The sequence below is a fragment of the Symbiopectobacterium sp. RP genome (genome assembly GCF_050472005.1).
Taxonomy (GTDB): domain Bacteria; phylum Pseudomonadota; class Gammaproteobacteria; order Enterobacterales; family Enterobacteriaceae; genus Symbiopectobacterium.
Map to the genome: position 1 here is coordinate 250,722 of NZ_JBGOGS010000001.1, position 18,243 is coordinate 268,964.

Here is an 18,243-nt window from a genome sequence, read left to right on the forward strand (position 1 = left end):
TGATTTTACGCGGTAAGAAGATCATGCTCACCCACTATGAAGATATTTATTACCGACAAGCAAAAAGCCGAACTCGAACACCTTCATGACACCAGTCGTGATAAGCGTGTTTGTGATCGCATCAAAGCCGTCCTGCTGGCCTCCGAAGGCTGGAGCTCTGCGATGATTGCGCAAGCTCTGCGTCTGCACGAAACGACGGTAAACCAACATATCAACAATTACGTCAACACTCGCAAACTTAAACCTGAAAACGGTGGGTCTGCAAGTCGGCTTTGTGCTGAAAAGACTGCGCTCTTAATCAGCTATTTATCTCAACATCTCTTCCATCATACCCACGACATCGTGGCTTATGTCGAACATCGCTGGGCTATCCGATTCAGTATTCCCGGCATGAACAAGTGGTTGCACCGTCATGGTTTCTCCTACAAAAAACCGGCGGGCGTACCCCATAAATTCAGTGAAGAAAATCAGAAGCATTTCATTGAATATTATGAGAATTTAAAGAAAACAGCCGGCAATGAGGCGATTCTGTTTATCGATGCGGTTCATCCGACACAAGCCACAAAGCTCAGTTATGGATGGATACGAAAAGGGCATAAAAAGTCAGTTAAAACAACGGGAAGTCGAACCCGTCTGAATATACTGGGTGCGCTGAATCTGAGCGATATCGGCGGTACGGTTATTCAGGATTACAAAACAATTAATGACTACAACATTGCTCGTTTTTTCATTGAGATATGCAAACGTTACCCTGATTACCGACAGAGAATCCATGTAATACTGGACGGTGCGGGTTATCACCGAACCCAATTGATTAAGGATTGGGCCTTTGTCGTGAACATAGAGCTTCACTATTTACCGCCTTACAGTCCGAATCTGAACGCGATAGAACGCCTGTGGAAAGTGATGAATGAGCATACACGGAATAATCGCTATTTTGAAAACACCCGCGATTTTCGGGATGCAATATTCAATTTTTTCACCAATACGCTACCAGAAATAGCGGACTCGCTGACGTCCAGAATTCACGATTGTTTTCAGGTGCTCAAACCTGCATCTTGAGGTTTATTGGGTATATGGTGACATTATAGGCGTAAAGAACAAAATGTCACTATATGACAACACTTGGTTGCAATAGAGATGTTTGTGTGTAGCCACTCTGTGCCGCAACCAAAAGAGAAATAAAACCTGTATGCCCATCTATCGCCTATCACTATCCACATGCCTTAAGCTGAGTTACCATATCCGCCTGCTTTTGCGTTGTCTGTCGTCGTCGTGATACAGGCAGGTTATCCTTCAGACAGGAGTTGCTTTAATGTCCAAACAGCAAATTGGCGTGGTGGGTATGGCGGTGATGGGGCGCAATTTGGCGCTTAACATCGAAAGTCGTGGTTACACCGTGTCCATTTTCAACCGCTCTCGTGAAAAAACCGAAGACGTGGTGGCCGAAAATCCCGGCAAAAAACTGGTGCCTTATTACACCGTTGAAGAATTTGTGGCGTCTCTGGAATCTCCGCGCCGTATTTTGTTGATGGTAAAAGCGGGCGAAGGCACGGACAAAGCGATCGAATCCCTGAAGCCCTATCTGGATAAAGGCGACATCATCATTGATGGCGGCAACACCTTCTTCCAGGACACCATCCGCCGCAACCGTGAGCTGTCTGTGGAAGGGTTCAACTTTATCGGCACTGGTGTCTCCGGTGGTGAAGAGGGCGCACTGAAAGGGCCTTCCATCATGCCGGGTGGGCAGAAAGATGCCTATGAGCTGGTGGCGCCTATTTTGGAAAAAATTGCTGCCCGTGCCGAAGGAGAAGCCTGCGTCACTTATATCGGGCCAGACGGTGCCGGTCACTATGTAAAAATGGTGCACAACGGCATCGAATACGGCGATATGCAATTGATTGCCGAAGCCTATTCATTGCTGAAGCATGGCTTGAACCTGTCCAATGACGAACTGGCAAAAACCTTCTCTGAATGGAATGCAGGGGAACTGAGCAGCTACCTGATCGATATCACCAAAGGTATCTTCACCAAGAAAGATGAAGAGGGTAACTATCTGGTTGATGTTATTTTGGATGAAGCGGCTAACAAAGGCACCGGCAAATGGACCAGCCAAAGCTCGCTCGATCTTGGCGAACCGCTGTCGCTGATCACCGAATCTGTGTTTGCGCGCTATATTTCCTCACTCAAAGATCAGCGTGTTGCTGCTTCCAAAGTGCTGACTGGTCCGCAGGTAAAACCGTTTAGCGGTGACAAGGCTACCTTTATTGAAAACGTGCGTCGTGCGCTCTATCTGGGTAAGATCGTTTCCTATGCGCAAGGTTTCTCACAACTGCGTGCGGCTTCAGAAGAGCATCAGTGGAACCTAAACTACGGTGAAATTGCCAAGATTTTCCGTGCTGGTTGCATTATTCGCGCTCAGTTCCTGCAAAAAATTACGGATGCCTACGCGGCAACGCCGGATATTGCCAACCTGTTGCTGGCACCTTACTTCAAGAAAGCGGCCGATGACTACCAGCAGGCATTGCGTGATGTTGTGGCCTATGCGGTGCAAAACGGTATCCCGACACCAACTTTCTCTGCGGCCATCGCTTATTACGACAGCTATCGCTCAGCGGTGTTGCCTGCCAACCTGATCCAGGCGCAGCGCGATTACTTTGGCGCACACACCTATAAACGCACTGATAAGGAAAGCGTATTCCACACCGAGTGGTTGGAATAAGTTATTTCTTAAAATTACGTTGTTAAATAAACGCCGAATAGTGTCGCCATTCGGCGTTTTGCATAGATATTTCTCATTAAATTAAAGTTAATCATGCGGTTATGATTGATTGCCTTTTTGCCGCTACCCGTCTTTGTTAACGTTGATACGAGCGTAATTTACAATTTCACGGCTTTGTTGAATAAACATATTTTATGCTGCACCCCCGGTAAAACGACAGATCCTCGCAACGTAAAATCATGCAGTTAGGCCTCATAAGAAAACTGTAAACCTGAGGTGACAAGCATTTTCTACCAAAACTGGCTTGGCAAAACAGCATGACTCACTATTATTCAACAAAGCCCAATTTCACTGTTTATTGTAGCGAGATCTTGCTATTTTTAAGCGTGTGTAAAAAACCTGAGTCAGTGAATGGGGAGCGTTGAGATTCCCTGTCCTATAATCTATTGCTGAGAGTCTCCTCAGTGGAGCGATGTCGCCGCGGTCGGAGTGGGCTGTGCCGCGCATCGCGGTAAAGAAGGTTGGGATGCGGTTCTCCTGAACGGTATTCCTCCCTGAAGCGCTTCATTTGTTAATAAAGGAAATCGTAATGAAGAAGACGTTACTTACGTTGGCCTTGGCAGTTGCTATGTCCTCCAGTGCGTTTACTGCTGAAGTCGGTACGGCTGGCACGGTTGCTGCCACCACCACAGGCACTACCGCTGTAGCTGCTGGTGCAGGTGGTGCGGGTGCTGCGGGTGCTGCGGCGGGTACTACCGCTGCTATTGCGCCGGGTGTTACTGCTGCCGTTGCGGCTGGTGTGGCTATTGCTGTTACTGCCAATGATAATGACGGTGGTAACACCGGTACCACCACGACGGGTACTGTACCTCGTTAAGGTCATTTAGTATTCAAGGCCACTTCGGTGGCCTTTCTTTTGTTATTTCTGGCTGTTTTGCGAGATATTCACGTAATGATAAAAAAAATGCTCGTGGCAAAACTCAGAGTGCTGGTGCTGTTGCCACTGTTCGCGTTGGCGTTGATCGGTTGTTCGCAGAAGATGGATGCATTCCAAAAAATCGCCACGCTGGCGATTTGGGGGCTGGGCAATGTGCAGGTGTCTGCTGAGAAAGTGGCACAAACGCCCTATGCCTCAGCTTACCTGAGAGTCGGAAAAGCACCCCAGGCCTTTGTGGTGCTGGCTTTTGCTGAAAACGGTCAGTTCAAATGGATTGGTGCAGACCGCAATATTGTCGTGACGCAGAATGGCCGCCTCGTTAAAACGCAGGGTTTCGGTGAGGATATTGCTCATGTCATCAATGTCACGCCTGATCCGCTCGCTGTCGGTTTATTAAAACCCTCAACCTCATTGCATTGGCAGGGAAAAATGGCATGGTCGCAGGTGCAACGCGGTGATTATGCGGTAGAATCCGTGTTTCAGGCGCGCGGTAAAGAGACGGTGACCATTTTGGACAAGCCGCACCAACTGTTGAAATTTACCGAACAGGTCTCTATTCCTGTCTTAAACGCGGAATACACCAATACCTACTGGCTCGAGCCAACGACTGGGCAGGTAGTGCAAACCTGGCAACAGATGGGGCCGGACATGGCACTGATTAAATTCACGGTATTGAAACCCTACGTACAATAAGGGACTGACATGTTGGCATTTACCCGTATGGCACTCCTGATGCTGTTAACTGCCGGGGCGGTACAGGCCGCACAGTTAACGGTAAAAACGCCGCAGCAGACGCTGGCGGTGGTGAAGCAAGCAGACGGCACACGGCTGGCGGATTTTTATCAGCAGGTTAGGTTTCCCGCTGACGTTAACTGGCGCACTGCATTGATTTCTGATTATGGCAGTACGCAAAAAGTCTATGCACAGGCAGAAGCACTGCGTAAATCGCTGGCTGAGTTGGAAACCCGCTGGCGTAACTCTGGTGATGGCGACCTTGCGATTTCAGCTTGGCTGATGCGTAAAATGCTGGATCAGGTTGATGTGGCTGGGAGAATCTCAACACCGCTCGATCCTGACAGAGTGCGTGTAACCCCACGTGCCAATCGTCCGTTGGTGGGCGATTATGCGCTCTATATTGCGCCGTTGGCATCCCGCTTTACCCTAGCTGGGTTGATTAACACCGATCCTGATATCGAGGAGCTGAAAACCGTGGGTGATGTGGCGTTGCAATCCGGCGGGACGGTTAGAGATTATGTGCTGGATCGCCGCTTTCTGACCGGTGCCAATCGAGATGCGGGTTACCTTATCGATGGTCAAGGTGTATGGCGCAAAGTGCCACTGGCACTGTGGAACCAGCAGCATATTGAGCCTGCGGCGGGTGAAACGCTGTTTATTGGTTTCGATCCCGGCGTATTACCCAACGAGTTTGTTGCTCTGAACGAGCAACTTGCTGATTTTCTGGCTAACCGGATCCCACACTGATGACAAAGAACAGAAGATTTAAAATAGGCTGTCTGTCGTTGGCCATCGGCAGTGTACTGAGTGGTCAGGTTATGGCGCAGGATGTCGCCCAGCAAAGTGATAGTCTTAAAGACGTCACCAATTCCAATACTCGCTTTGACAGTGCTGGTGTATCGCAGTCTGATTTTGGTGGCACCGGGTTACTGCAAATGCCGACGGCGCGCATGGCACGCAGCGGTGAATTCAACCTGAACTATCGGGGTAACGAAGAGTACCGGCGTTATTCTGTGTCAATGCAACTGTTTGACTGGCTGGAAACTACGGTGCGTTATACCGACATTCGTACTCTACTTTATAGTCAGGACGTCAATTTCAGCGGTAACCAAAGTTATAAAGACAAATCTTTCGACGTTAAAGCGCGGCTTTGGCAGGAAAGCGCATGGATGCCAGATGTTTCTTTTGGTTTACGTGATATTGCCGGTACTGGATTGTTTGACAGCGAATACTTGGTGGCCAGCAAGCGCATGGGGCCGTTTGATTTCACGTTCGGCATTGGCTGGGGCAACATGGCCGAAAGCGGCAATATTAAAAACCCAGCCTGTGAATTTAAAGCCAGTTTCTGCCAGCGCAGCGGTAGTTATAAAACAGGCGGTGGGCAATTTGAAGTGGGGAATTTTTTCCATGGACCGGCTGCGCTGTTTGGCGGTATTGAGTATCAAACTCTATGGAATCCGCTGCGCCTTAAGCTGGAATATGACGGTAACGATTACAGTGCTGAAGCCGCAGATCAGGGCCGTAAAGCGTCAGAGAAAATCAAACAAGATTCCCCTTTCAACATCGGTATGGTCTACCGCGTCAGTGATTTCTTTGATACCACCCTTTCCTGGCAGCGTGGCAACACCATGATGTGGGGCTTTAGCTTGCGCACCAACTTTAACGATCTGCGCCCGGTGCATCCAGAAGATGTTCCGCCTGTTTATGCGCCCGTTCATTTGGATAACGGTACCAACTGGCAGCAAGTGGCGCGTGAGTTGGATGAGAAAGCCGGTTATCGCGATGCCGATATTTATGCCGATGAGCAGCAGGTCACTATTGTTGCCGATCAAGAGAAATACCGCGATAAAAATGACGCCAATCGGCGTGCGGCCACCGTTTTGGCCAACCATGTGCCCAAGAGCGTAGGGGAATACCATATCGTACGCCGCAGTCAGCATCTGCCTGTGGAAAGTACAGCGGTGGATACCAAAGCGTTCCGCGATGTGCAATCGGCGTCAATTCCGTTAGGTCAGCCAGATCCCGTAACCCACCGTGCAGAACCGCTCTCTGATATCAATGGGCAATCGGTGCTACGTAGCGAGCCATCTCGCTTTACCTACGGAATAGAGCCTGCCTTGACGCAATCCGTAGGTGGTGCAGAATCGTTTTATATGTATCAGGTGGCGCTGAAAGGTAGTGCGGATTATCGTCTGAGCGATCACTGGTCTGTGGGTGGGGCAGCGTCATTGAACCTGATCAACAACTACGATCGTTTTAATTATAAAACGCCCCCGACTGATACTACTTTATCGCGCGTCAGAACCTGGATTCGTGAATATGTAACCTCTTCCGATTTGCTGCTGACCAACCTGCAATTGACACGTATGGATAACCCAGCGACAGACTGGTACACCCAAGTGTACGGCGGTTATCTGGAAATGATGTATGCCGGGGTCGGCTCAGAAGTGCTGTACCGTCCGTTCGGTGAGCGCTGGGCGCTGGGGCTGGATGTCAACTACGTTAAGCAGCGTGACTGGAATGACATTATGCGCACGGCGGATTATGACGTAGTGACCGGGCACCTTACCGCGTATTGGGAAATGCCTTACGTTGAAGGATCGTTTGCGAAAATCAGCGTCGGGCGCTATCTGGCCGGAGACTACGGTGTCACGGTCGATTTGTCGCGTCGCTTTGACAGCGGCATCACCGCCGGAGTGTTTGCTACCAAAACCGATGTCAGCAGCAAAGACTATGGCGAGGGCAGCTTTACCAAGGGCTTCTATATCTCCATTCCGTTCGATCTGATGTTTACCGAACCGACGGTGAAACGTGGTGCTGTCGGCTGGGTACCGCTGACGCGTGATGGCGGTCAGATGCTGCAACGGCGTAACGGTCTCTACGGCGTGGCGGGTGAAATCCGCTAATAACAATAAGTCGCTGGCATCGATATGCGGCCTTACTCTGCGTGAGTAAGGCCGCATTGTTTTTACCTGATAAAGGAAAACTGCTGGTTGCCAGTGGACGTTATGCGAGTTTCAGGTAACGATATAGCTAAACGACTTAATTTTGATTGCATTATTTAAATGAGCTATTCAATTGATTTTAGAGGTAAAGTGATATCTACACGGGAAGAAGAAGGGTTGAGTATCCGAGAAACAGCGAAGCAATTTCGGATTGGCCCTGCCTCTGTATCGCGTTGGATTAATCAAATAGCGTCAAAAGTATCGACCACGCGTCAGCGAAAGATCGATAAATCCGAGTTGATAAAAGATGTTGAACCATATCCAGATGCTTACCAAAAAGAACGTGCAGAGCGTTTTGGCGTTTGTCAGAAGGCCATTTGGCAAGCTCTTAAAAAGCTGGGATTGACCTATAAAAAACTCTACGCCATCCGAAAGCCGACGAAAGCGCCCGGCAAGCATTTCAACAAAAAATACAACAGTATAAAAAATAAGGTAAGCCTATTGTTTTTATTGATGAAAGTGGTTTTCCACACGATACCCCACGGACTCACGGCTATTCCCCAAAAGGTCAACGGTGTTTTGGCCTGAAGAACGGGGGAGCCAAGGGAAGAACAAATGTTATCGGCGCGTTATTAGGCACAACGCTGTTTGCTATCGGATTATTTGATATCAATATTAACAGCGATGTTTTCTATTCCTGGGTCACACAAGTCCTTATCCCAGTACTCCCTAAAAACAGTGTAATCGTGATGGACAATGCAACTTTTCACAAAAAACATAATATTCAACAAGTCATCATCGAGGCAGGGTATATGGTGGAGTATTTGCCTACATATTTGCCAGATCTTAACCCCATTGAGCATAAATGGGCACAAGCAAAAAGCAAAAAAAGAGAGAGTGCTTGCGATACAGAGATTTTGTTCTCAGTCCATATGGTGTAATCAAAATTAAGTCGCTTGGCTATATCCGTCGTGAGGTGTGTGAAATTATCGAGGTTTACCGTTTGCTTTTTTTGATCGACATGCTGACTGATGGCATAAATCGCCGCTTTTGCTGCGTAAACGAAACGCCTGACGAATTTTCATAGGATCGCGTCAGATGCTGGTTTACTGCACGGCGTAATCTGACTTGCGGGGCGGGGGGCGCTTGTTCTGTTGGCGAAAAACCGTCTAAAAATTGCCGAATCTCCTTAACCCGATCAAGCGCATTGCCAAGATGCTGATACTTATCTTCCCGAATACGTTGTTGATGCGAACGGCTTTGTTGAATAATAGGTAATCATGCTGTTTTTCCATGCCAGTTTTGGTTGAAAATGCTTGTCATCTCAGGTGTACACTTTTCTCATGATGCCTAACTGCATGATTTTACGTTGCGAGGATCCGTCGTTTCACTGGACTGCCAGCATAAAATCTATTTATTCAACAAAGCCGATGCGAACGTGAACAGCTGTAGGGATACGCCTCGAAACGCGTCAGTGACTCAAGGTGGGTATCGGGTGCCGCCTTTTTTTATCCTAAGCAGTGTTTCTGCAAAAGCGATGTGCTTGGACGATTTTGTTTTGTTTGCAAGTTTGACGGCGGAGGTCAAGCTGTGGGTAAAACGTGCCCTAAAAGAAAGCAGCAGTGTTGATGTTGCAATATTGCTTATCATGATGGTTTTTTGTGATCACGGTGGTAGCAGGGGAGTTAAGACTGTAGCGTACCGCCGCCAACGTTTTCTTCTATATTCCGTCTCCTGCGCAACGTCGCTGTTCCGAAGCCGTATTGGCAAGCGGTTATCTGCAAATTGGCCTAAAATGTTTTATGTCTGAAGCAAATACAACCATTCTTTCATGAATGGGTTATTAATAGCCTGCTACTTATTTTTTTATGCGTTAATAAGAAAAAATAAAATGCAGTGTTGCAATTACTACATTTTTGATTTTAAATGTAGCAACTGATTCTTTAAGGGGGCAGTATGGAGTTCACCGCTTTATTGAGGGAACGTTTTTCGCGCTTGACACCGTCACAGCAGATGATTGCACGCTACATCGAACACAACAAAGATTGCGTAGCATTCATGACGGCCCGCCAGTTGGCCGCTGTGATGAACATCAGTGATGCCGCCATTGTGCGCTTTTCACGTGCAGTGGGGTATGAGGGCTACGCCCACATGAAAGAATCATTGGGAGATGCTTTGATTGAGCGCACTGGCGCCAGCGGCATCTTGCATCGCGAACCTGCGTTGCCCAGTGAGACAGAATTAAAAGAGAGCGTGTTTGCCAATGCCAGCCAGCTCTTGAAAGCCACGGCAGAACTGAATGAAGACCGTATTGTTTCAGCAGTCGCTGGGCGTATCGCTGCCGCAAGGCGTATTTGGGTGAGTGGTAACGGAACGTCGTTTTCCATGGTCTCCTATCTGGCGATGCAATTGAATCATTTTCTCGGCAACACCGAGGTGTTCAATATCGGTCACGGTGATGTGGCAGACCGTATATTGCAAGTGAATGAGCAGGATGTGTTTATTGGTATCGGGTGGGAGCGTTACATCCCCTATACCATTGATTTGATGAGCCTTGCCCGGCAACGGGGAGCCTATGTCGTCGCGATGACAGACCGAGCCAGCTCTCCTTTAGCCAATGAAGCTGATGAAATGTTGTATATCGTGCGCAGTTCATCCGCAGTGGCATGGTGGTCGAAAGTGAGTCCGATGATCGTCGCCGATTGGTTGATGGCGCAGGTAATCACGAAAGATGAGGAGAAAATCAAAGCGAATTTAAAACTTTCCGATGATGCTTGGCGTCTTCTGGGTCATTGGAAAAATGCCAACACCAGGGAATTATTTAACAATAATAAATAGATATAATTATAAAGCAGTAAAAATAATAAGCACTAAAATAGCGGTGGTTATTGCCACCGCTGTAACATGATAAAGAAATACCTTCGCGCCTTCGTTTCATTATAGCCAAGCGACATTATTTTGATAACAATTAGCTGTATTTTTTGCCACATATCAGGGCATTGGCTGTAATCATTTTTAAGTCGCTTGGCTATATTTGACTAATCAATGTGTTGCTGGAACACCATTTTTTGTTTAATCCTCGTTTTGATTAAACCGTGTCTTATGTTGCTGACATCAGAGAAAAGTAGTTTCTTACCGTTTGTTTCTCAAAGGAAAACATATGAACAAAGGAAACGAAAAGCAACAGGGTTTCATGCCGTCCAGCGTTGATGAAGGGGTTAATGCCGATCGTCGTCGCTTAATAAAACAAACATCGATTATTGGTGCAGGGGCTCTGCTCGGTGCCCTCTCACCTGCGGTTTTTGCTGCACCCAGCAAAGAAGTGATTGTGCGCGGGATTGGTGGAAGCTATCAGGAAGCGCTGGAAAATGCGGTCTATAAACCTTTTACGGAATTGACCGGCATTAAAGTGATCATTCAGCCTTCTACGGCTGCGCAGATCATGGCAATGATCAAAGCAGGACGTGTGACGCTTGATGTGCTGGATATCGGCGATGTCACACAAACCAACCTCAATGCGGCCGGCGCGTTGATGCCAATCAACTACGCGGGCATGAAGTTTACCAATCCCGACGATATCTTCCCCGAAGTACGCCGTCCCAATATAGTCGGTAACCTGTTCTTCTCGACTGTGATGGTTTACAACACGGATGTCTTCCGTGATGGCAACCATCCGCGTACTTGGGCAGAATTTTGGGATGCGGAACGTTTCCCCGGTCCGCGTACCTTAACGGATCTGCGCACCAGTTCTACTGAGCTGGAATTTGCCTTGCTTGCCGATGGCGTAGACATGAAAGACATCTACCCGATTGATATCAAGCATGCGTTTGCTTCTCTGAGCCGAATCAAACCCCATGTCGTGAAATGGTGGGATACTGGGGCGCTATCCGTACAATTGATGGAGCGCAAAGAAGCGGTGTTAGGGGCTTTGTGGAACGGTCGTGCACAAGCGCTGATCGATCAGGGCGCGCCGTTAGCCATTGAGTGGAACCAGATTAAACAGCAGTTGCAGTATTGGAGCGTGCTGAAAGGCTCGCCGAACCCGGAAAATGCGCAGCTGCTGATTGATTTTGCGTTACAGCCCGAGGTTCAGGCGAAAATTACCCAGTTTATCGCCTATGGTCCCACCAATAAAAAAGCCTTCCAGTTTGTTCGTCCAGAGGATTTGGTGAAACTGCCTTCCAACCCTGAGTATTACTCGCGCTCCTTTGTACAAAATGCGCAGTGGTGGACAGATAACATTGAGGAAGTGGGCAAAATCTGGCAACCATGGATCTTGGGTCAGGGGTAATGAAAACGGATTCAACACACCGTAGCTCCCGGCGTCAGCCGGGAGCTGCACTCCGCCTTGAGGGGCTGACCCGGCGCTACGAACAGGCTGCTGTTGTCGATAATCTGGATTTGGCGATTGCGCCAAGCGAGTTTGTGACGTTGCTCGGTGCCAGCGGTTCAGGAAAAACCACCATGTTGATGATGGTTGCGGGCTTTACCGAACCCAGCCAAGGACGCGTCCTGATTAACGATCAGGATATTACGCATTTGCCCCCGGCAAAACGCGACCTTGGCGTGGTGTTTCAGCACTACACGCTGTTTCCGCACCTCTCGGTGGCGGATAACTTGGCGTTTCCGCTGGAAATGCGCGGCGTGGCGCGTCGTGACATCAAGCAGAAAGTGGCGGATGCGTTGGCGTTGATCCAGCTTGATGATAAAGGGCATCGTTTGCCGCGCGAGCTGTCCGGTGGGCAGCAGCAGCGCGTTGCGCTGACGCGTGCGTTGATCTTTTCCCCGGCGGCACTGTTGATGGACGAGCCGCTGGGTGCTCTGGATAAAAAGCTGCGCGAACATATGCAGTTGGAAATAAAACGGCTGCATGTGACTTCCGGCTCTACGGTGGTGTTCGTCACCCACGATCAGGAAGAAGCCTTGACCTTGTCCGATCGTATTGCTGTGATGCAACAGGGGCGGATTGCCCAAATTGATACCCCGCACGATCTCTATACCAAACCAAAGAATCGCTGGGTGGCTGAATTTATTGGCCAATCCAACTTTATCGACGGTCAGATAAGCGCCATTCAGCAACACGGCTATGACGTGCGCCTTTCAAGCGGTGAAACGGTGTGCGGTAAGGGCGTTGCTCATCTAAGGGTAGGGGAGTCGGTCTTTGCGGTGCTGCGGCCTGAGCATATTCATATTGGCCTGCCGGGGGATACATCAGCCCATTTGCCGCTTAGCGCCACCATTGCTGAAATGCTCTATCTGGGGCATACGCTTAAATTAACGCTGGTGCTGAGTGATGGCGCGACGCTATTAGCACAGTTACAGAACTCGGCGTTGGAGGGGACACTGCGGCCGGGTGCCAGCGTGCGTATCGGGTGGGCAACGGAAAGTCTCTGGTTTATTCCCGCCGAGGTTCAGCGATGAGCGGGCGTGATGACAGGCGTCTGAGTCGCTGGAAACCCTGGCTATTGCTGGCTCCAACGCTGCTGGCCCTGACGATTTTTTTGCTGATTCCGCTGGCGAAAATGCTCGGTTACAGCCTGTTCGATCCCGGTTTTACCAGCAAACACTTTGCGCGCATTGTACAGGAGCCGGTCTGGCTGCAAGTGCTGTGGATTACGCTGCGCACCTCGCTGCTCGTCACGCTGGTGACGTTGCTGTTGGGGTATCCGGTGGCCTGGGTGTTGTGCAAACTCCCTGCGCGATTAGCCAGTATGGCGATTGTCATCATCGTTATCCCCCATTTTACCAGTGTGTTGGTGCGCACTTATGCCTGGATGATGCTGTTGGGCAGTGATGGGTTTGTCAATCAGGTGCTGCGCGCGTTGGGGCTTATCGATACGCCGCTCAAACTGATGTATACCCCGCTCGGCGTGTTAATCGGTATGACCTACATCTTGCTGCCCTATATGGTACTGGCGCTTTACAGCGTGATGCGCGGCATCGATCCGCAATTGCTGCGGGTCGCGTATAGCCTTGGTGCTTCGCGCTTTCGAGCCTTTGGGCGCATCTTTTTGCCGCTGTCGCTGCCTGGCGTTGCCGCAGGTAGCCTGCTGGTGTTTATTTTGTCTATTGGCTTCTTCGTGACACCGGCGCTGATGGGCAGCCCGCGCGACAGCATGATCGCCATGGTTATCGAAAATCAGTTGGAAGTCTATTTCAACTGGGGCTTCGCGTCGGCGCTGTCTGCGTTGCTGCTGCTGTGCACCTTATTGCTGTTTTGGGTCTATGTTCGGGTTGTGGGATTGGAACGACTTTTTGAGGCGAAAGGATGAACGGAAACCGCCCCGGCTGGCTGCCGCTACTGATCACGCTGTTGACCCTCGCTTTTTTGTTGGTCCCGATTGCGATGATCTTTCCTCTGGCATTCAGTACCAATAGCTATTTGTCGTTTCCACCGCAAGGATTCTCTTTGAAGTGGATGCGCGCGATTTTGCAGGACTCACAGTGGCTACAGGCTATCGGCCTGTCGTTTACCATTGCGCTAATGTCCACCTTGTTAGCCATGGTACTGGCGCTGTTTGCCGCTCTGGCTCTGGTGCGCTGTCGTTTTGTCGGCAAAACGCTGGTGTATGCGCTGATCGTGTTGCCGATGATTGTGCCTAACGTGATTGCGGTGTTGACGCTGTTCTTCTTCTTTTCCGAGTTGGCACTGTTTAACAGCTTCACCCGTATTGTTATCGGGCATGCCCTGATTGCGCTGCCGATTGCCACCATTATTTTGTCTTCGACGCTGCAAGGCATGGATTATCGTTTAGAGCAGGCGGCAATGAGCCTAGGGGCCAGCCACTTCAACGTATTACGACGCATCACGCTGCCGCTTGCCGCACCGGGTATGTTCTCGGCAGCGATTTTCTCGTTTCTCAGTTCAAATTCCGCAGGAAATCGAGTGCATCAAACAATCAGCGGCGGCGAACGATCAGGCGATCCGTGAAGTGGTTGCCGAAATGGGAGTTATGCTCATTTCTGGTGTACGGGGTTTCGGGGAGGGGGCGTATCCTGCTGATTGATTTCGTGGATGATTTCAACAACAGAGAGATGATACCCCATGAAAAAGTCTACCCTACAGGTCTCCGCAGAACCAGATATTGCCGCTGATCCCTTGCATGAACTCATTCGTAATGGTGCCAGGCAACTGATAGCTGCCGCCGTTGAGGTTGAGCTCGAAGCCATGCTGCAACAACATGCTGAACGCCGCCTTGACGACGGGCGTCATGCTGTCGTTCGTAACGGCTATTTGCCACCGCGAACCATACAGACGGGTATTGGGGATGTTGAAATTAAAGTGCCTAAGGTCAGGGAGCGCAGCGGCAACGGAATATGCTTCAACAGCGCGTTGTTGCCGCCTTATCTGAAACGTGCAAAAAGCGTCGAAGAGTTGCTACCATGGCTGTACCTGCGAGGCATATCCACCGGTGATTTTCACGAAGCCCTGAGGGCGCTTCTCGGTGAAAAAGCTAATGGCCTCTCTGCCAGTACTATCAGCAGACTGAAACAGCAATAGCTTGAAGAGCACAGACAATGGTGCCTGCGTGATTTAAGCGATACGCGCTACGTTTATTTCTGGGCCGATGGCATATACAGCCATGTCAGGCAAGATGATCGCCTTTGCCTGCTGGTCATTATCGGCGTCACTGAGCATGGACGTAAGGAGCTGGTTGCGGTCGAAGATGGTTATCGAGAGTCAGAAGCAAACTGGGCCGAACTTCTTAATGGCCTGCGAGCACGTGGCCTAACCGTATCTCCCAAGCTGGCTACGGGAGACGGTGCCCTTGGTTTTTGGAATGCAATGGCAAAGATATTCCCGGACACGCAGCACCAACGCTGTTGGGTGCACAAAACCGCTAATGTGTTGGCTTCACTCCCCAAAGCCATGCAACCGAAAGTTAAGGCTGAGCTGCGGGAGGTTTGGCTAGCAGAGAGCCGCGATGCCGCTAATGAAGCCTTTGATGTTTTGTTGGCAAGGTTTTCAGCGAAGTATAGCCAACCGACTTAAAAATGATTACAGCCAATGCCCTGATATGTGGCAAAAAAATACAGCTAATTGTTATCAAAATAATGTCGCTTGGCTATATTGCTTGATTTGTATAAAGCCACCAAAAAATATGGCAATACCGCTCAGGTTTCCTTTTTTAAAGATATTGCAGGTGAAGAAGCCTTTGTTGGTCTGCAAACGTTAGTTCAGGCTGCGGGCAGTGGCGCACTCGGTAAATTGGCCGGGGAGTTAAAAAACGCCAGCGGTGAAGCACAAAAAGCCGCTAGGGTGATGGCCGATAACCTGGGCGGCGATCTGAAAGAGTTAGATAGCGCCTGGGAAGGGTTTCGCATCCAGATAGCAGAAACCGCAGATGGGCCACTGCGACAACTCACCCAGGGTCTGAGCAATGTTATTAACCGCATGATGCTATGGGGTAAAGATAACCCCAAACTCACCCAAACCTTACTGCTTATGGGCGGCAGTGCTTTAACCCTGACGGCGGCGATTGGGGCCACTTCGCTGGCGGCGCGATCACGATGTTTCAAATGCTGGGTGACGTGGCGGGGGGCTTTTCCCGGTTTTCTGCGCTGCTGACACCCGTGCGCGGCATGCTGTTTTCTGTATTCACCTCGCCGCTTTCGGCGTTGGTGTCTCTGGGTAAAGGCATTGGCGGCCTGTTGTTGCGCCTCACCGGTTTGCCTGCCATATGGGGCATTATCACCGGTGCGGTGTCCCTGTTGGGGGGGCATTGTCGGCGCTGTCAAGCCCGATAGGGCTTATCGGTGCCGCGTTTGTCGGTGTCGGTGCGCTTATCTGGCGTAACTGGGAGCCGATCAAAGCCTTTTTCAGCGGTATGTTCAGCGGCATCATGCAGCAGCTTGCGCCGTTCCGGGATGCGTTTTTTACCCTGACACGGGTTTTCGGCGCAATCGGTGGTGCGGTTGGCCGGGTGTGGGACGGGTTTGTGAAACTGTTCACGCCCGTAGATAGCAGCCGTCAGGCATTGGAAAAATGCACGTCAGCCGGTGAAACCTTTGGCCGGGTGTTAGGTGCCGCGTTCACTGTGTTGCTGTGGCCGTTGCAAAAACTGATGGAGGGGATCGGCTGGGTACTGGAAAAACTCGAGCTTATCCCGTCCGGTCTGGAAGCGGCGCGCATCAAGGCGGAAAACCTGAAGAAAGATCCCGTTATGTGGGAATGGGATCCACAGCAGAAAAAAATGGTGCAAAAGGGCTGGAGCGGGTCGCCCAAACCTGACGAGAGCAGGGACGGGAATACCAGGCCGCCCACAATCACCTCGCCACCGCTGTTAACCGGCGAGACAGGCACCCAGCGCCGCTTACAAAAAATGGCGGACAACACTACCGGCCTGCTGGACGAAACCAAAAAGCGGATTGGCCCCGGCGATATCGTCTTTAAAAACCTGCCGCGCGCACTGGCAGTGCGGGGGAGTGGCAGGGATCCCAGCTTGCCAGCCTGCCAACGGTAAAAACCGGTGCCAGACCCAGCACGCTGGAAAGGCAACCTGACGCCGATATCGCGGCAATCACCTCGCGCCCCGTGTTCGTTGCTGCGTCACAACCCGTGTTTCGGGCGGAACTTCCGCCCGTTTCACCCACCAACCGAGCGCCGTCGCTGCCTTCCGCAGCAGGCTCGCTTCCGCCTGAAATCCATATCCATCTGCACGGCGCAGAGCGGGAGGACGCGCGCGAAATCGGGCGCATTGTCAGTGAAAAACTTAACGCTGAGTTGGCGCGCCTCGACCGGATGAAGCGCGGCAGTTTCAGAGACGCAGATTAACAGGAGAAAGTCACCATGATGATGGTTTACGGGCTGTTTGTGTTTGAACTGAAGACCTTGCCACACCAGCAGCTACGCCAGTCGAAGCGATGGCGGCACGTTAAAAATGAGCGTATCAACCGCTCGGCAAAATGGCAGTACATCGGCGCGGGAGAAGATCAAATCACGCTGGACGGCGTTCTGTACCCGGAAATCACCGGCGGTGAGCTGTCCCGCCCTGAATACTCAGGCGTACAGCGGCCGTCCCTGGCCGCTGATCGAGGGCACCGGGCAGATTTACGGCATGTATGTGCTCACTGGCATGCAGACAACGCGAACCGAACTTGATCGCTATGGCAAGGCGAAAAAGATAGCGTTTTCGCTGAGCTTTCAGCGCTGTGATGAAGATTTGCGCGAGCGGCTGCAATCTTCGTCATTCAGCGACCTGATGGAGAATGCACGCAGCAGCGCTAATGATGCGGTAAAGCGGTGAAAGGGTTATTCTGATGCTCAACACAGTCTTCATGCTCTGTGCTGCAACGTAGATAAAAATAACTGTGATCTACAAACAAAGCCCGCCGAATGTGGCGGGCTGAAAGAAATAACGCCCATTATAGCCAAGCGATATTATTTTGATAACAATTAGCTGTATTTTTTTGCCACATATCAGGGCATTGGCTGTAATCATTTTTAAGTCGGTTGGCTATATTGTGGCTGTTCCGGCCACTCGATATCCGTGGCATTCACATCAACACGACTCAACAGTACCGCGTATTTTTGCCATTCAGTCAGCGCGGCTTTTTCTTCATCCGTGGCAATATCGAGATTGACTGCGTACGTTAGTTCATTAATGCGTGACGCCGCGCTCGCTTTGCGGGATACAAGTTCCTGCTTCGCAACTTTGTGCGCAGCAGCCGCTTGCGCTTCCTTATCAAGCCCCCACTTTTTACCGTCCCACGCATCGAACTCGCTTTCTGGCTTCAGCTGCGTGACATTATCCGGCAGTTCGCCGAATTGGGTTACAGTCTGTTCCTGCCGTGTTTCCGTGCTGTAAACCGTTTTTCCGCGATAATCTGGTGAAAACTGGCTTTGTTGAATAAATAGAACTTTTGGGTAATCATCGGAGCAGATCAACACAGTTGTTTCAAAA

19 protein-coding genes and 2 pseudogenes are annotated in these 18,243 nt (G+C 50.3%); 19 read left to right on the forward strand and 2 right to left on the reverse strand.

The window, feature by feature from the left end; translation table 11 throughout:
- The first annotated feature begins 36 nt into the window (after positions 1–36).
- From ACD630_RS01680 to ACD630_RS01770, 19 genes and pseudogenes are all read left to right on the forward strand, one after another.
- Entirely contained in the window at positions 37–1,062 is a 1,026-nt protein-coding gene (locus ACD630_RS01680) for an IS630 family transposase (protein WP_430357917.1), read from the forward strand.
- A gap of 253 nt (positions 1,063–1,315) precedes the next feature.
- Positions 1,316–2,722 (forward strand): NADP-dependent phosphogluconate dehydrogenase, encoded by a 1,407-nt coding sequence (gndA, locus tag ACD630_RS01685; protein ID WP_430357918.1) that lies wholly within the window; start codon positions 1,316–1,318, stop codon positions 2,720–2,722.
- 616 nt (positions 2,723–3,338) lie between these two features.
- Entirely contained in the window at positions 3,339–3,599 is a 261-nt protein-coding gene (locus ACD630_RS01690) for a hypothetical protein (RefSeq protein WP_430357919.1), read from the forward strand.
- Between the two features lie 87 nt (positions 3,600–3,686).
- Positions 3,687–4,352 (forward strand): YjbF family lipoprotein, encoded by a 666-nt coding sequence (locus ACD630_RS01695; RefSeq protein WP_430359844.1) that lies wholly within the window; start codon positions 3,687–3,689, stop codon positions 4,350–4,352.
- A gap of 9 nt (positions 4,353–4,361) precedes the next feature.
- Complete coding sequence (locus tag ACD630_RS01700) at positions 4,362–5,141, forward strand: capsule biosynthesis GfcC D2 domain-containing protein (protein WP_430357920.1); 780 nt, start codon at positions 4,362–4,364, stop codon at positions 5,139–5,141.
- Positions 5,141–7,300: a YjbH domain-containing protein gene (locus ACD630_RS01705; RefSeq protein WP_430357921.1), complete on the forward strand. Its 2,160-nt coding sequence runs from the start codon at positions 5,141–5,143 to the stop codon at positions 7,298–7,300. Before ACD630_RS01700 ends, ACD630_RS01705 begins: the two co-directional genes overlap by 1 nt.
- Before the next feature lie 159 nt (positions 7,301–7,459).
- Positions 7,460–7,927 carry an IS630 transposase-related protein gene (locus tag ACD630_RS01710; protein WP_430357922.1) on the forward strand — a complete coding sequence of 156 codons (468 nt, stop codon included), beginning with the start codon at positions 7,460–7,462 and terminating at the stop codon, positions 7,925–7,927.
- Positions 7,849–8,280, forward strand: a complete 432-nt coding sequence (locus ACD630_RS01715; RefSeq protein WP_430359845.1) for a transposase — start codon at positions 7,849–7,851, stop codon at positions 8,278–8,280. The genes ACD630_RS01710 and ACD630_RS01715 overlap by 79 nt, the downstream gene beginning before the upstream one ends.
- On the forward strand, positions 8,205–8,426 hold the full coding sequence (locus ACD630_RS01720) for a hypothetical protein (RefSeq protein WP_430357923.1): 222 nt from the start codon (positions 8,205–8,207) through the stop codon (positions 8,424–8,426). The genes ACD630_RS01715 and ACD630_RS01720 overlap by 76 nt, the downstream gene beginning before the upstream one ends.
- Positions 8,427–8,882: 456 nt before the next feature.
- Positions 8,883–9,149 carry a hypothetical protein gene (locus ACD630_RS01725; RefSeq protein WP_430357924.1) on the forward strand — a complete coding sequence of 89 codons (267 nt, stop codon included), beginning with the start codon at positions 8,883–8,885 and terminating at the stop codon, positions 9,147–9,149.
- 146 nt (positions 9,150–9,295) lie between these two features.
- Positions 9,296–10,177, forward strand: a complete 882-nt coding sequence (locus ACD630_RS01730; RefSeq protein ID WP_430357925.1) for a MurR/RpiR family transcriptional regulator — start codon at positions 9,296–9,298, stop codon at positions 10,175–10,177.
- Positions 10,178–10,499: 322 nt separating this feature from the next.
- Complete coding sequence (locus tag ACD630_RS01735) at positions 10,500–11,630, forward strand: ABC transporter substrate-binding protein (protein WP_430357926.1); 1,131 nt, start codon at positions 10,500–10,502, stop codon at positions 11,628–11,630.
- Entirely contained in the window at positions 11,630–12,760 is a 1,131-nt protein-coding gene (locus ACD630_RS01740) for an ABC transporter ATP-binding protein (protein ID WP_430357927.1), read from the forward strand. The genes ACD630_RS01735 and ACD630_RS01740 overlap by 1 nt, the downstream gene beginning before the upstream one ends.
- Positions 12,757–13,611, forward strand: a complete 855-nt coding sequence (locus ACD630_RS01745; protein ID WP_430357928.1) for an ABC transporter permease — start codon at positions 12,757–12,759, stop codon at positions 13,609–13,611. The genes ACD630_RS01740 and ACD630_RS01745 overlap by 4 nt, the downstream gene beginning before the upstream one ends.
- The gene (locus ACD630_RS01750) at positions 13,608–14,270 is read left to right on the forward strand and encodes an ABC transporter permease (RefSeq protein WP_430357929.1); all 663 of its coding nucleotides are present in this window, start codon (positions 13,608–13,610) and stop codon (positions 14,268–14,270) included. Before ACD630_RS01745 ends, ACD630_RS01750 begins: the two co-directional genes overlap by 4 nt.
- A 114-nt stretch (positions 14,271–14,384) precedes the next feature.
- Positions 14,385–15,317, forward strand: a pseudogene (locus ACD630_RS01755) (IS256 family transposase); the annotation flags it as partial.
- Between the two features lie 84 nt (positions 15,318–15,401).
- On the forward strand, positions 15,402–15,908 hold the full coding sequence (locus ACD630_RS01760) for a phage tail tape measure protein (protein ID WP_430357930.1): 507 nt from the start codon (positions 15,402–15,404) through the stop codon (positions 15,906–15,908).
- Positions 15,909–16,062: 154 nt separating this feature from the next.
- Complete coding sequence (locus ACD630_RS01765; RefSeq protein WP_430357931.1) at positions 16,063–16,803, forward strand: hypothetical protein; 741 nt, start codon at positions 16,063–16,065, stop codon at positions 16,801–16,803.
- 332 nt (positions 16,804–17,135) lie between these two features.
- Positions 17,136–17,586: pseudogene (locus tag ACD630_RS01770) on the forward strand (phage tail protein).
- Between the two features lie 69 nt (positions 17,587–17,655).
- Here the strand turns inward: ACD630_RS01770 and ACD630_RS01775 are convergent.
- Both ACD630_RS01775 and ACD630_RS01780 read right to left on the reverse strand, forming a co-directional pair.
- On the reverse strand, positions 17,656–17,781 hold the full coding sequence (locus ACD630_RS01775; protein ID WP_430357932.1) for a hypothetical protein: 126 nt from the start codon (positions 17,779–17,781) through the stop codon (positions 17,656–17,658).
- A gap of 2 nt (positions 17,782–17,783) precedes the next feature.
- The gene (locus ACD630_RS01780; protein ID WP_430357933.1) at positions 17,784–18,230 is read right to left on the reverse strand and encodes a tail fiber assembly protein; all 447 of its coding nucleotides are present in this window, start codon (positions 18,228–18,230) and stop codon (positions 17,784–17,786) included.
- Between the last annotated feature and the right edge of the window lie 13 nt (positions 18,231–18,243).